This window comes from Arthrobacter sp. CC3 (assembly GCF_039907775.1).
GTDB lineage: Bacteria > Actinomycetota > Actinomycetes > Actinomycetales > Micrococcaceae > Arthrobacter.
Genome location: NZ_JARCCY010000051.1, coordinates 1 through 13,864, shown reverse-complemented (window position 1 = coordinate 13,864; position 13,864 = coordinate 1). Strand labels below are relative to the sequence as shown.

The following is a 13,864-nucleotide window of genomic DNA, read 5'->3' as shown; positions in this document are numbered from 1 at the left end:
GCGTACCTGTTACTCGGGTTTAACCGGAGCGGCAAACCTAGCCTGAAAAGGCAAGCGAACTGATGACACTGTCTGGGGAGTAACTGTCGCCTTCACTTCGCTGTTTGAGGTCTCACACAGGTTTTGTTTTCACTGGTCTCGAAGACGGTTACTCCGCGCAGTCTGGTCAGTTCGAATCGGATTGGTATGGAGGGACCGAACATGAAACGGATAATAGCCACTCTGGGGGTGGTGGGCCTCGGCATTATGGGGGCCACAGTGGCGGCCTACGCCGCGCCACCGTCCAGCGACGAAAACAGCATTATCATCTGCCACGCCAAGGGCGGATCCGGGAGCTATACGGCGGTGGAAGTCAGTGTCAACGGGCTTTCGGGACACAGCGGGCACGCTGACGACGTTGTCCCGCAGAACAATGGCACCACGCTGCCGGGCGGCCAGAACCTGACAACGGCGAACCTGGCGCTCCTCGCCCAGGGCTGTGTGGCAGGGGGTGTGGTTCCGACAACTCCGCCGCCGCCTCCGCCTACGGACGAGCCGACGGATGAGCCGACTCCGACGGACGAGCCGACGCCGACGGATGAACCGACGCCGTCAGATACGCCGTCGGCGACCCCGACGCCGTCGGATACATCGTCGGCGACCCCGACGACGCCTGCGGTTGTGACCGTGGTGGTGCCGCCGGCAACCACACCGGCGGCCGTCACCCCGGCGCCCGCCGCAGTGACCCCGGTTGCGTCAACGCCCCCGGGGGCTGTCGCAGCGTCCGTTCCGGCAGCGAGCAACACGGGCTACAACGTCCAGACGGCCGTTGGCTCCCCGGGCGGAATTCCCGCCTGGCTGTCCATCCTGACCGGCCTCTTTGCCGCTGCAGGAGCGTGGGTGCTCGTGATGAGCGGCCTGCGGTCCCGCGGAGCAGGCAGCTAGGACAGTAAACCCGGGGCGGGTGCCGTGACCTTACGGCACCCGTCCTCCGGTTTTGGCATCACCTTCCCAAAATCTTCAGGAGCCCCGCATGGTCTGTCACGTCCGGAACCGGCACCGGCATACCGCCCGCATCCGAGGCCTGGTTCTTAGCAGCAGGGACCTTCTGGTGCTGGCATTCTGCGTGGCGGGGATTCTCGGGGCGTGGCTGGCCTACGGCGTGACCGGAGCCGGGGACCACGGAGCATCCGCTGCCGGGGAACCGGCGGCCATCGTCCTGTCCGGGCGCTTGCCGGATCCGCTGGCGCCGGCCACGGTGCCTGCCGCTGAAGCGGCGGCCGCCGAGTCCGTTGCAACGTCGGATCCAGTTGCCTTGCCCGCCGTGCCGGCGCCTGCCGCACCGTTGGCCGCCGGCGGGTCGCCCGAGGCCCCGCCTGCTCCTTCCTATCCCGCCGCGGCGGCACCCCGGCGCATCATCTACCCGGCCGCCGGCATGGACGTTGTGGTGTATCCGCTCGAACCGGAGTCCGTGGACGCCGCAAGCCGCAGCATAGTGCCGCCGGAGACGATGGATGGCTACTGGCTTGCAAACCTGGGGATGCCCGGGACCGGCTCCGTGAATACCAGCTATGTCATCGGCCACAGCTGGGAGGGGCTCGACGCGCCGTTCAACCATTTGAGTTCCGCCGCGGCGGCCGGGGACGAACTGACAGTCGCGACCTCAACCGGCGCCATGACCTACCGGGTGGACTCGGTGACCACGTACACAAAGGCCACCTTTAAGGACAGCCCCATCTGGGCGGTGGTTCCCAACCGGCTGGTCCTGATCAGCTGCTACACGGAGGATCCGTGGGGTAAGAACGTTGCCGTGGTCGCGTCGCCCGTGCCAGGCCGCTGACACGGCACCATCCGGGCCCCCGATGTGTTCGAATATTGAGACGACTTGACCATCATGTGGATGGCTTGGCTACCCTGAAAAGATGAGCGCATCCACGATAAATCTTGCTGTCATTCCCGGCGACGGCATCGGTCCCGAAGTCATTGCCGAAGCGTTGAAAGTGTTGGAGAAGGTTGTAGCCGCCGAAGGCGTCACGCTGGACCAGACCCACTACAAGCTGGGAGCCCAGCATTGGCTTGAGACGGGCGAGACCCTTCCGGAGGAAGTGCTCAGCGATCTCCGCACCCGGGATGCCATCCTGTTCGGCGCCGTCGGTGCTGCCCCCGGTGACACCCGGATCCCGTCCGGCATCATCGAACGGGAGATGCTCCTGAAGCTTCGCTTCAGCCTGGACCACTTCGTCAACCTGCGCCCGTCACGCCTCTTCGGCACGGTCGGCAGCCCGCTGGCCGATCCCGGCGACATTGATTTCATCGTGGTCCGCGAAGGCACCGAAGGTCCTTATGTGGGCAACGGCGGAACCCTGCGTGCCGGGACCAGGCACGAGGTTGCCACCGAGGTTTCGCTGAACACGGCCCACGGCGTGGAACGGGTTGTCCGGGACGCCTTCCGCCGGGCGAGCGAACGCCCGCGCAAGCACGTCACCCTGGTCCACAAGCACAACGTCCTGGTTTACGCCGGCCACTTGTGGAAGCGCACCGTTGAAGCAGTGGCGCAGGAATTCCCGGACGTCACCCACGACTACCTGCACATCGATGCAGCCACGATCTTCATGGTCACGGACCCGGCACGCTTCGACGTCATCGTCACGGACAACCTCTTCGGCGACATCATCACCGACCTCGCCGCCGCAGTCACCGGCGGCATTGGCCTCGCAGCCTCCGGCAACATCAACATGGAACGTACCGCCCCGTCCATGTTTGAACCCGTGCACGGATCCGCCCCCGATATTGCCGGCCAGCAAAAAGCCGATCCGACGGCGGCGATCCTGTCGGCGGCACTGCTCCTGGACCACCTGGGCTATGCCGAGGCGGCAAAGAAGATCGAAGCGGCAGTCATTGCCGACGTCGAAACCCGGGATGGCCGGGAGCGCACCACCAGCGCGATCGGTGACGCTATCGCCGCCGCCGTTTAGGGCCACGCATCGGGCGTAAGCTAGTTTCGAATCACCAATAATGCTGCCGTGGTCCGACGCTGAACCACGTTCACACACCAGGCAGCCGACCGTGGAGGAACCATGACTCAGACTGCCCATGGCGTCGAATTCACCCATCAGCCTTCGGTAACCCCGAAGTCTGCTGAAGAGCGAGCAGCCATCCTGGCGAACCCGGGTTTCGGCAACTATTTCACCGACCACACTGCGATTGTCGACTACAGCGTCGACGAGAACGGCAAGGGCGGCTGGCATGACGCGCGCATCGAGGCATACGGTCCCATCTCGCTTGACCCGTCAGCGGCGGTGCTGCACTACGGCCAGGAGATCTTCGAGGGCCTCAAGGCCTACCGGCATGCCGACGGGTCGGTCTGGACCTTCCGTCCGGAGGCCAACGCCGCCCGGCTGAACAAGTCCGCCCGCCGGCTGGCGCTGCCGGAGCTTCCGGAAGAGTACTTCCTCGGCGCCATCCGCGAACTCGTGCAGGCCGACCGTGAGTGGGTTCCGGCGGGCGACGGCGAGGCGCTCTACCTGCGCCCGTTCATGATCGCCACCGAAGCGTTCCTGGGCGTCCGCGCGGCCAGGGAAGTCTCCTTCCGCGTGATTGCATCACCGGCCGGAAACTACTTCGGCGGCGAGCTGAAGCCCGTGTCGATCTGGATCTCCCGGGAGTATGCACGTGCGGGCCGCGGCGGCACCGGTGCGGCCAAGTGCGGCGGCAACTACGCAGCCTCCCTCATTGCCCAGCAGGAGGCCGAGGCCCACGGCTGCAAGCAGGTCCTCTTCCTGGACCAGTTCAATGACAACGCCGTGGAAGAACTCGGCGGCATGAACGTCTTCTTCGTGATGAAGGACGGCTCGCTGGTCACCCCCGCGCTGACCGGGACCATCCTGGAAGGCGTCACCCGGATGTCCGTCATGCAGGTGGCCAAGGACATGGGCCGCACCGTCACCGAGCGCAAGATCACCCTGGACGAATGGCGGGACGGCCTCGCCTCGGGCGAGATCACGGAGGTCTTCGCCTGCGGAACTGCCGCTGTCATCACGCCCATCGGAGTACTCAAGGACGCCACCGAGTTCATCGGCTCCGAGGATGCGAAAGCGGGGGAGACCACCATGGCCATCCGCGAGCAGCTTCTCGGCATCCAGACGGGCACCGTCGAGGACACCCATGGCTGGCTGACGCGCCTCGCCTGAGTTTCCCCACTTTCCTGACGCACGACGCCGGGTGGGCGCAATCGAAGCGGCCCACCCGGCGTCGTGCGTTAACAATGCGAAGATGGACGGGTGAATCCCGAATCCCTTCCGTCGATTCGTCCGGCCAGCGACCTGACACGGTTCCGGCTTGCCCCCAACCCCGGCCCCATGAGCCTGGACGGGACCAATTCCTACCTGCTGGGCAGCCCGGGTGCGGGCAGCACCGTCGTGGTGGACCCCGGGCCGCTGGATGAACAGCACCTGCAGGAACTTGCCGGGGCAGGGAGGGTGGAGCTTATCCTCATCACCCACCGTCATGCGGACCATACGGCGGCGGCCGCGCGCTTCCACGAGCTCACGGGGGCGCCGGTGCGCGCAGCGGATGCAGGGCACTGCCACGGAGGGATTCCCCTGGCTGACGGTGAAACCATCCTCGCGGCGGGGGTTGAGATCCGTGTCATTGCCACGCCCGGCCACACCTCCGATTCGCTCTGTTTTCACCTGCCCGCCGACGGCCGGCACGGATCGGTGCTGACCGGCGACACTATCCTGGGCCGCGGCACCACGGTGCTGGACTTTCCGGACGGGAAACTGGGTGACTACCTGGCAACTCTCGACAGGCTCGAAGGGATTGGGCCGGCCACCGTGCTGCCCGGGCACGGAGCCGTGCTCCCGGCGCTCGATGCAGTAGTCCGTGCCTACCGGAACCACCGGCACGAACGGCTCGCGCAGATCCGGGCCGCCCTTGCGGACCTTGGTCCCTCTGCGGGAGTGGGCGAAATCACTGATGCCGTCTATGCGGATATCGAGCCCGCCGTCCGGGCGGCCGCGGAGAACTCCGTGGCCGCCCAGTTGGAATTCCTCCGCAGCTGAGCACCGGGATGCGAGCTCCGGCGCGGTGCTTGGGCGGCAGTGCCCGCGGCACGACTCGCGGGCGGAGACTGTACGCTAGGAACCATGCGTATCGCCCGTTTTGTAGCTGATTCTGATCCCCTCTACGGTGTTGTTGAAGGCGAGCCCGGCAGTGAGGAAGTCACTGTTATCAAGGGTGACCCCTTCTTTCACGGCGTGGAACGAACCACCCAAAAGCACAAGCTGGAGGACGTGCGGCTGCTTGCCCCCATCATTCCGCGCAGCAAAGTGGTGGGCGTGGGACGCAACTTCGTGGAGCACGCCGCGGAACTGGGCAACGAGGTCCCCAAGCAGCCGCTGCTGTTCCTCAAGCCGAACACCTCGGTGATCGGCCCCAACGATCCCATCGTGCTTCCGGAATTCTCCGAGGAAGTCTCCTTCGAGGCCGAGCTCTGCGTCGTCATCGGCCGGATCTGCAAGGACGTGCCCGAGGACCGCGTGGATGACGTCATCTTCGGTTACACCTGCGGCAACGACCTCACCGCCCGCGACGTTCAGAAGACGGACCTGCAGTGGGCCCGGGCCAAGGGCTTTGACACATCGGCGCCGCTGGGCCCGTGGATCGAAACCGAGCTGGACACCGAGGACCTCCGGATCCAGGGCCGGCTCAACGGGGAGCTGCGCCAGGACGGCAGCACAAGCCAGATGATCCGGGGCGTCCGCGAGCTCGTCTCGGTAGTCTCCCAGGCCTTCACGCTGCTTCCCGGCGACGTGATCATGACCGGTACACCCGCTGGTGTGGGCGTGGTTGCGGCCGGCGACCGCTTTGAGGTGGAGATCGAAGGCATCGGCCGCCTGTCCAACCCGATCGTCCGGCGCTAGCGGCGAGGCCCGGCCCCCCCGGGCAGGCGGTAAAGTTGGAGTCACTATGACTACTCCTTCTGTGTCCAACGCCGTCTCCAGTCCTGCCGTCACCGCCGAAACCCCGGTCCGGGTGCGGTTCTGCCCGTCCCCCACGGGCACACCGCACGTCGGCCTGATCCGCACGGCGCTGTTCAACTGGGCGTACGCCCGGCATACCCAGGGAACCTTCGTTTTCCGCATCGAGGACACGGACGCGGCGCGGGACTCGGAGGAGAGCTACGAGCAGTTGCTCGAGGCCTTGAAGTGGCTGGGCATCTCGTGGGAAGAGGGCGTGGAAACGGGCGGACCGCACGAGCCCTACCGCCAGTCGCAGCGCCTGGATCTCTACAAGGACGTCGTGGCCAAGCTGCTGGAAGCCGGCTACGCCTACGAGTGCTACTCCTCCCCGGATGAAGTTGAGGCGCGCCACCGTGCCGCCGGCCGCGACCCCAAGCTCGGCTACGACAACTTCGACCGCGACCTCAGCGCCGAGCAGGTGGCCGCGTTCAAGGCGGAAGGCCGCGAACCGGTACTCCGTGTCCGCATGCCCGATGAGGACGTCACCTTCACCGATATGGTCCGGGGCGAAATTACCTTCAAGGCCGGAAGTATCCCGGACTACGTGATTGTCCGCGCCGACGGCTCCCCGCTGTACACCCTGGTGAACCCGGTGGATGACGCGCTCATGGGGATCACCCACGTCCTGCGCGGCGAGGACCTGCTGTCCTCCACCCCCCGCCAGGTAGTGCTGATCCGCGCGCTGATGGACATCGGCGTCGCAAGCTACATGCCGGTGTTCGGCCACCTTCCCTATGTGATGGGCGAGGGCAACAAGAAGCTGTCCAAGCGTGATCCGCAGTCCAACCTGTTCCTGCTCCGGGACCGCGGATTCATCCCCGAAGGCCTGCTCAACTACCTCTCCCTGCTGGGGTGGAGCCTGTCCGCCGACGAAGACATTTTCACGGTGGAACAGCTCATCGAACACTTCGACGTCCACGATGTACTGGCCAACCCGGCGCGCTTTGACATCAAGAAGGCCGAAGCGATCAACGGCACGCACATCCGGATGCTGGAAGCGGACGACTTCAGGGGCCGCCTGGTTCCGTACCTGCGCGCAGCCAACCTCGTGGGGGAGACGCTCACGGCCCGCGAAGAGGAAATCCTTGCCGAGGCAGCACCCCTGATCCAGGAGCGCATCGCCCTGCTGGGCGAGGCTCCCGAGATGATTTCCTTCCTGTTCAAGAAGGACGACGCCATCGACGTTGCGGATGACGCGCGCAAGGGGCTCCCGGAAAACCTCACCGAGGTCCTGGACGCGGCAATCTCAGCCCTCGACGCCGTGGCTGACTGGAACGCCGAGAGCATCCAGGCAGCGCTGAAGCAGGCGCTGGTGGAGGGCCTGGGCGTCAAGCCAAGGCTGGCCTTCGGCCCGGTCCGGACCGCCATTTCCGGGCGCCGGATTTCGCCGCCGCTCTTCGAGTCAATGGTGATCCTGGGCAAGGCATCCTCACTGGCCCGCCTGCACGCTTTCCGCGGCTGATGACTGCACTGCGCGGCGACGGCGGCCGTGTGCTGCACACGGGCTTCGGTGTCATCCGGGGCGTGCTGTTCGACATTGACGACACCTTGGTGGACCTCGAATACGCCATGACCACGGCGCTGCGTGATGTCAGCGAGCATCTCCTGCCCGGCCTGGACCAGGCGGGGTGGGAGAAATTCGGGCGCATCTTCACGCACGAGACCACACACTTCTACGACCGCTACCTGGCCGGGGAGCTGACGTTCAACGAGCAGCGGCTCCTCCGCGGCCGGGCCGCCCTGGGACATTTCGGGGTGGAACTGGAAGAGGGGGAGGAATCCCACGCGTGGGTTACGTCCTACGCTGCCCTGCAGCACGGCTATGTCCGGGCGTTCGAAGATGTGGCCCCTGTTCTGGACGCCCTCGACGCCGCAGGAATTCCGTACGGAGCGGTGAGCAACAACGTCCACGATTACCAGCGCGTGAAGCTGGATACTGCGGGGCTGCAGCGGATCCGGGTGCTGGTGGGCACGGACACCGTGGGCGTGCCCAAGCCGGATCCGGCCATCTACCTCGAGGGCGTACGCCTCCTTGGCAGCAATGCCGCTGAAACGCTCTATGTGGGAGACAACCGCCTGCTGGACGCGGAAGGTTCGACGGCGGCAGGCCTGCTGGGCGTATGGCTGAACCGCAGCGGTGAAACGGAGTCCGCCTTTGCCGGCCACCAGGTAGGGTCGCTCGTCGACTTGCTGGGATAGCTCCCTGCCGGTGACCCCGCCCGGTCCGGGCCGGGCCACCGGCGTGATCACACCGGGGCGCCGGCTTTCCGCCGGTTGCGCAAGGCAACGTACGCGCCAACCGAACCAAGCCCCAGAACGCCCACCATGCCGACGGCCGTGACCGCATCGGGCTGGCCCACCATGTCGGATGGCGAGACCGCGGCCGCACTCGAGTAGAGCGTTTCCGTGCTGGCAGCCACCTTCGCGTTCCCCTCCGCGAGCTTGCCGGACCCGGTGGCAAGCTGCGTGGAACCGGAAGCGAGCTTGGTGTTGCCCTCCGAGAGCTTTGCCGCTCCGACGGCAAGGGCCTCCGAACCGCCCAGCAGGCCGGGGTTCGCGGGATCTGCCGGGTCCCCCTTGATGCCGGCATTCAGGGTTCCGGTTCCAGCGGCGAGCCGGGCGGAACCTTCGGTCATGCTTGCGGCGGCCTTGAGCAGGCCCGGGCGGTCGGGGTTTCCGGGTACGCCGTCCATGCCCACCCTGATCTTGGCAGTCCCGTCGGCGAGGAGCCGGGTGCCAAGCACAACACCGGGGTTTGCCGGATCCTGGCTGTTGAGCTTGCCGCTCAGGGTGGCAAAGCCCGCGGTCAGCCTGCCGGCCCCGGCCTGCAGTTCCCCCGTGCCGTCATGGAGCCGTGAGGCGCCGGACTGCAGCTGGGCGGCGCCGGCGTCCAGCTTGTGGGCACCTGCAGTGATCTTTGCGATCTTGTCCTTGACGACCGAGAGCGGCACGAGTCCCTGCACGGGATCGTTCGCGGCAGCCTGCAGCAGCTCCAAAGCCTGCGCAAGGGCAGCGGTCCCCGTGCCTGTTTCCGGGTTGCCGTTTGCCCCGCGGTAGCCCTTGAGCTGGTCTGTTCCGGCGGCAAGCTGGCCAGCCCCTGCTTCCAGCTTCGATGCACCGGCACTCAGCCGGGTCGCGCCGTCGGCGAGGTTGTTCTCCGCGTTCCCGGATGCGGTGGGCGTCAGCGCTGCGGAGAGCTGCACCGCGCCTGCAGCCAGTTTGCCGGCACCGTCATCGACCTTGTAGACACCCGGGGCGAGCTTCGTCGTGACGTCCGTCTCGATCTTCACCGCACCGGCCGCAAGCTTCTCGGCTCCGGCCTGGAGTTGGTCCGCACCGGGGGCCAGCTTGTCGGTGATGCCGGCGCGGACCTTCTGCGCTCCGGCGGCGAGCTTGCCGGCCCCGGTGTCTGCCAGCGTGGCGCCGGCGGCGAGCTTCCCGGCTCCGTCCTTGAGCTGATCGGCGCCTGCGGAGGCCTGGCCGGCTCCGTCCTTGAGCCTGGATGATCCTTCGGTGATGCGGCCGGTGACCACGGTGTAGAAACCCAGCAAGGCAATAAGGAGCAAAGCAAGCAGCGCTATGGCGATCTGCTGGCCGCGCGTGCGGGGGTTCGGGGGAGCGGTGGCACGACTTTGTGGCACGGTTGGTTCCTCTCGACGGTCCTGGCGGAAGCGTGTGTGGCCCCGGAAGCCTCCAGCCGTGATGCAGCTAACATTCCGAACTGGGCGTAGAACTGCCGGTCAGGCCGGCTTCGGGAAGGTTGTTACTCTGCGGTAACTTACCGAGCGTAAACTTGTTTGCCCCGGAATTGCAAGGGTTTTCTCGCGGGGCGACCCGAATCGTGCGTCATCGCAGCGGGCTGGGCGTGCAGCGGAAGGGGGGTCGGGCCCCGATTTGTGCCATCCAAAACTCTCGGGTAAAGTAATTACTCGTGCTGAGGCGCTGAGAGCGAAGGTTTAGGCCTGAAAGTCCGGCCCGAAAGTTCCATTGGGATATGGTGTAATTGGCAACACTACGGTTTCTGGTACCGTCATTCTAGGTTCGAGTCCTGGTATCCCAGCTCTGAGAAAGCTGCATTCCGATGCGGAAGATCAGGGGTTTCGAGCGGTTTATCCGATTTGAAACACTGGCTTTGTGTGTGAAATACTCACTGAGCCTGATAGCAGAAATGCTATCTGGAAAGTACGCGGCCCCATCGTATAGCGGCCTAGTACGCTGCCCTCTCACGGCGGTAACGCGGGTTCGAATCCCGCTGGGGTCACCACTGAAACGGTCCCGGGCAACAGCCCGGGGCCGTTTTGTTCTTAATTCCGGTTGTATCCTGAGCAGCCGCTGCAGCCGCGCGGCCAGCGCCGGATTCGAGCCGGACCAGCGCTGAACTGGCATGATGAAGCTGTGACGTCACCATCTGAGAGCTCGCCCCCGGGACCTGCCGCGCAAAACACGCGGGCGGCCGCCGCCGTGGAACTGCTCGAAGCTGTGCGCACGGACCTTGGCGCGGCCCGGCTGCCGCTCGCACTGCCCGGCGCGGACGCCGCGCGCCTCGATATCCGGAACGCGCTGGCGCAGCTGGACGACTACATCCTCCCGCGCTTCCGCAGCCTGGACGCCCCGCTGCTGGCGGTGGTGGGCGGATCCACCGGTGCCGGCAAATCCACCCTGGTCAATGCACTGGTGGGCCACCCTGTCACGAGGGCGGGTGCCATCCGGCCGACCACCAGGCAGCCGATCCTGCTTCACCACCCGGCGGACGCGGCCTGGTTCGAGGACCAGCGGGTCCTGCCGAGCCTGAGCCGTATCAGGGGCACTGTTGTGGACACGCAGTTGCCCGCCAACCGGGCCGGAGCCGCGCCGGATGCTGCGTCAATATCGTCCCTGGTGCTGGTGGGGCACCCTGCCGTGCCGGAAGGAATCGCCCTCCTGGATGCTCCCGACGTCGACTCCGTCTCGGATGACAACCGGAAGCTGGCGGGCCAGCTGCTTGCCGCCGCGGATCTCTGGCTTTTCGTCACAACCGCGAACCGCTACGCCGACGCCGTTCCCTGGAAGCTGCTCCTGGACGCTGCCTCCAGGGACATCATGGTGGCAGTGGTCCTGGACCGGGTGCCGCCGGCAGCCGAGGCGGAGGTCAGCACAGACCTGCGCATGATGCTGCAGCGGGAGGGCCTGGGCGCGGCCCGCCTGTTTATCATTCCGGAGGTCACCCTCGACGGCCTCGGAATGCTGCCCGACGGGGCCGTGGAGCCGCTGGCACGCTGGGTGCGAGAACTGGCAGCGGACGCCGCCGGGAGGGCCGACATCGCTCGCCGGACCCTGAACGGCACTGTTCGTGCGCTCAGCGGCCGCGTGGCCGCGCTGGCGCAGGCTTCGCTGGAACAGCAGCAATCGCGGGATGTCCTGGCCAAGGATGCCCGAGCCGCTTATCAGGATGCTGTGGCCCGGATTCTGGACGCTACCAGGGACGGCGCCCTGCTCCGGGGCGAGGTCCTTGCCCGGTGGCAGGACTTCGTCGGCACCGGGGAGTTCTTCCGTGTCCTGGAGCAGAACATCGGGCGCATGCGGGACCGGATGGGTGCGTTCTTCCGCGGTGAGCCGGCACCGGCGGTCAAGGTCGAAACAGCCATTGAAACCGGACTCCAGGCGGTCATCATCGACGAAGCCGCCACTGCGGCCGAGGACGCCGACCAGCGTTGGCGCTCCGACCCGGCAGGACGCCAACTGCTGGGCACCGACGACCTTTCCGGCACCGGCCCCGGTTTCCCGGACAAGGTGGCCGCGGAGATCCGCGCCTGGCAGGGAGCCCTCATGGAGCTCATCCGTACGGAAGGCCAAGGCAAACGGACCCAGGCCCGGTGGCTGTCCTTCGGGGTCAACGGACTAGGGGCCGCCCTGATGATCGTCGTTTTCTCGATGACCGCAGGGCTCACCGGACTGGAAATCGGTGTGGCGGGCGGCACCGCCGTCGTCGGCCAACGGCTCTTGGAAGCGGTCTTTGGCGAGGATGCGGTCAGGCGCCTCGCGAAGACTGCGCGGGAGGACCTGAACGCGAGGTGCCACAAGCTGCTGCAGGCCGAACAGCAGCGTTTCCTGGACCGCCTCGACGTCAGCACAGGCGTATCGCCGGATGTTCTCTCAGGCCATGCCCGCGCCCTTCAGCGTCTGGCCGAGTCAGCATGAGCCGGCATAGCGGAACCAGGGAGGCCTCCCGCCTGGGCTCCCGCCTGGAAGCCCTCAACGACGCACGCGAGCTCGCCGGCGGCGTAGTGCCGGACGAGGCCCTGGACGACGTGCTCCAGGTGCTCGAGCGAGCCAGTTCCCGCCGTTCGCTGTCCTCGGACCACACGGTGGTGGGCTTCTTCGGCGCCACGGGCAGCGGTAAGTCGTCGCTCTTCAACGCGGTCAGCGGCGCGGAGATCGCGACGGCGGCGGCCCGCCGCCCCACGACGTCGGAACCGCTGGCGGGTGTCTGGGGAGCGGAGGGCAGTGAGCCGCTGCTGGACTGGCTTGGCGTCACCAGCCGGCACCATTCCGCAGCGGTACCGGGGTTCGCCGATGAATCCACCGGACTGGTCCTGCTGGACCTGCCCGATTTCGACTCAACCAAGGCCGCCAACCGGGAGATCGTCCAGCGCATGGTGGGACTGGTGGACGTCCTGGTGTGGGTGCTGGACCCGCAGAAATATGCGGACGCCGCTGTGCACAACGACTTCCTGACGCCGCTGGCTTCCCACGGAGCGGTAACGCTGGTGGTCCTCAACCAGATCGACCGGCTTCCGCCCCGGGACGTCGAGCCGGTCCTGGAGTCCCTCAAGGCCATCCTTGCCCGGGACGGACTGGGCAAGGTCCAGATCCTCGGCGCCTCTGCCCTGACTGGAGCGGGAGTGGACAAGGTGCGGGCAGCCATCCGCCACGTAGTGGTGCAACGGCAGGCATTGTCGCAGCGGCTGGCCGCGGACGTCTCCAAGGCCTCGGCGCAGCTTGCGGAGGCCTCCGGGGCGGGAGAGGCTGCCGGGGTCACGGCGGGCACACGGTCGCAACTGGCGGCTGAGCTTGCGGCTGCCGCCAACGTCCAGCTGGTGGTGGACGCTGTGTCGCGGTCCTACCGGCAGGAAGCCACCCGGCGCACCGGCTGGCCGCTGACCCGGTGGCTGGTCCGGTTCCGGCCCGACCCGCTGCGGCGGCTGAACCTGCGCCGGGAGGGAACCAGGGCCGAGGTCAACCGGACCTCGCTGCCGCCCGCGGGGGCACCGGAACGTGCCAGGACGGACGCGGCCGTCCGGGAATTCGCGGATTCAGCCAGCGCCGGAGCCCCGGGTCCCTGGCGGGCTGCCATCCGCAGCGCGGCGCGTGAAGGCCGTGACCGGTTGCCTGACGCACTTGACCAGGCTATTGCCGGCACCGAGCTGATGGCCGGCCGGAAATCGTGGTGGTGGGGACTGTTCAACGTCATCCAGTGGCTGGCCCTCGTCACCGCACTGGGCGGCCTGGCGTGGCTGGGCGTCCTGGCCGGCCTGGCGTATCTCCAGCTCCCGGTTCCCGAGGTTCCCAGGGTGGAAGGGTGGCCTGTTCCCACACTGATGATCGCCGGGGGAGCGGTGCTTGGTATTGTGCTTGCCCTCGCCGGGAAGTTCGTGGCGGCCGCCGCTGCCGGGCTGCGGGCCGCTGCGGCCGGGAAGAAGCTCAGGACCGCCGTGGCTGCGGTCGCGGACAGGCTGGTGGTGGAGCCGGTGGAGGTGGAGGTCAGCAGGCTGAAGTCCTTCAACGCCGCGTTGAAATCCGCCCGCCGCGCCTAGGAGTCTGCTGAATTAGTCGTGGGTGGGCGCGTCGACTGGACTGGTGGGCCTGGTGGTTAAGACTGGTCT

The 13,864-nt window shown here is 66.8% G+C and carries 11 protein-coding genes and 2 tRNA genes; 12 read left to right on the top strand and 1 reads right to left on the bottom strand.

Features of this window, described 5'->3' with window-relative positions:
* Positions 1-201: 201 nt before the first annotated feature.
* The 8 genes from PV761_RS21215 (at position 202) to PV761_RS21180 (ending at position 8,201) form a co-directional block, all read left to right on the top strand.
* Positions 202-924, top strand: a complete 723-nt coding sequence (locus tag PV761_RS21215) for a hypothetical protein (RefSeq protein WP_347899591.1) — start codon at positions 202-204, stop codon at positions 922-924.
* Between the two features lie 88 nt (positions 925-1,012).
* Positions 1,013-1,819: a class F sortase gene (locus PV761_RS21210; protein WP_347899590.1), complete on the top strand. Its 807-nt coding sequence runs from the start codon at positions 1,013-1,015 to the stop codon at positions 1,817-1,819.
* Between the two features lie 82 nt (positions 1,820-1,901).
* Positions 1,902-2,954 (top strand): 3-isopropylmalate dehydrogenase, encoded by a 1,053-nt coding sequence (locus PV761_RS21205; RefSeq protein WP_347899589.1) that lies wholly within the window; start codon positions 1,902-1,904, stop codon positions 2,952-2,954.
* Positions 2,955-3,056: 102 nt separating this feature from the next.
* Positions 3,057-4,169, top strand: a complete 1,113-nt coding sequence (locus PV761_RS21200; protein WP_347899588.1) for a branched-chain amino acid aminotransferase — start codon at positions 3,057-3,059, stop codon at positions 4,167-4,169.
* A 90-nt stretch (positions 4,170-4,259) separates the two neighbouring features.
* Complete coding sequence (locus PV761_RS21195) at positions 4,260-5,042, top strand: MBL fold metallo-hydrolase (RefSeq protein ID WP_347899587.1); 783 nt, start codon at positions 4,260-4,262, stop codon at positions 5,040-5,042.
* An 84-nt stretch (positions 5,043-5,126) separates the two neighbouring features.
* Positions 5,127-5,903 (top strand): fumarylacetoacetate hydrolase family protein, encoded by a 777-nt coding sequence (locus tag PV761_RS21190; RefSeq protein ID WP_028271621.1) that lies wholly within the window; start codon positions 5,127-5,129, stop codon positions 5,901-5,903.
* 46 nt (positions 5,904-5,949) lie between these two features.
* Positions 5,950-7,464 (top strand): glutamate--tRNA ligase, encoded by a 1,515-nt coding sequence (gene gltX, locus PV761_RS21185; RefSeq protein WP_028271622.1) that lies wholly within the window; start codon positions 5,950-5,952, stop codon positions 7,462-7,464.
* Positions 7,464-8,201: an HAD family hydrolase gene (locus PV761_RS21180; RefSeq protein WP_028271623.1), complete on the top strand. Its 738-nt coding sequence runs from the start codon at positions 7,464-7,466 to the stop codon at positions 8,199-8,201. Before gltX ends, PV761_RS21180 begins: the two co-directional genes overlap by 1 nt.
* Positions 8,202-8,248: 47 nt before the next feature.
* Here PV761_RS21180 and PV761_RS21175 read toward each other — a convergent pair whose 3' ends face one another.
* Positions 8,249-9,643, bottom strand: a complete 1,395-nt coding sequence (locus PV761_RS21175) for a hypothetical protein (protein ID WP_347899586.1) — start codon at positions 9,641-9,643, stop codon at positions 8,249-8,251.
* 347 nt (positions 9,644-9,990) lie between these two features.
* Here PV761_RS21175 and PV761_RS21170 point away from each other — a divergent pair.
* From PV761_RS21170 to PV761_RS21155, 4 genes are all read left to right on the top strand, one after another.
* Positions 9,991-10,062 (top strand) — tRNA-Gln (locus tag PV761_RS21170).
* A gap of 128 nt (positions 10,063-10,190) precedes the next feature.
* Positions 10,191-10,266: transfer RNA gene (locus PV761_RS21165), tRNA-Glu, on the top strand.
* Between the two features lie 131 nt (positions 10,267-10,397).
* Entirely contained in the window at positions 10,398-12,179 is a 1,782-nt protein-coding gene (locus PV761_RS21160) for a dynamin family protein (protein WP_347899585.1), read from the top strand.
* The gene (locus PV761_RS21155; protein WP_347899583.1) at positions 12,176-13,795 is read left to right on the top strand and encodes a GTPase; all 1,620 of its coding nucleotides are present in this window, start codon (positions 12,176-12,178) and stop codon (positions 13,793-13,795) included. The genes PV761_RS21160 and PV761_RS21155 overlap by 4 nt, the downstream gene beginning before the upstream one ends.
* Positions 13,796-13,864 lie beyond the last annotated feature (69 nt).

Coding starts and splice junctions, on each gene's coding strand:
- PV761_RS21210 (WP_347899590.1), top strand. CDS start 1,013: ATGGTCTGTCACGTCCGGAACCGGCACCGGCATACCGCCCGCATCCGA.
- PV761_RS21215 (WP_347899591.1), top strand. CDS start 202: ATGAAACGGATAATAGCCACTCTGGGGGTGGTGGGCCTCGGCATTATG.
- PV761_RS21155 (WP_347899583.1), top strand. CDS start 12,176: ATGAGCCGGCATAGCGGAACCAGGGAGGCCTCCCGCCTGGGCTCCCGC.
- PV761_RS21180 (WP_028271623.1), top strand. CDS start 7,464: ATGACTGCACTGCGCGGCGACGGCGGCCGTGTGCTGCACACGGGCTTC.
- PV761_RS21190 (WP_028271621.1), top strand. CDS start 5,127: ATGCGTATCGCCCGTTTTGTAGCTGATTCTGATCCCCTCTACGGTGTT.
- PV761_RS21200 (WP_347899588.1), top strand. CDS start 3,057: ATGACTCAGACTGCCCATGGCGTCGAATTCACCCATCAGCCTTCGGTA.
- PV761_RS21205 (WP_347899589.1), top strand. CDS start 1,902: ATGAGCGCATCCACGATAAATCTTGCTGTCATTCCCGGCGACGGCATC.
- gltX (WP_028271622.1), top strand. CDS start 5,950: ATGACTACTCCTTCTGTGTCCAACGCCGTCTCCAGTCCTGCCGTCACC.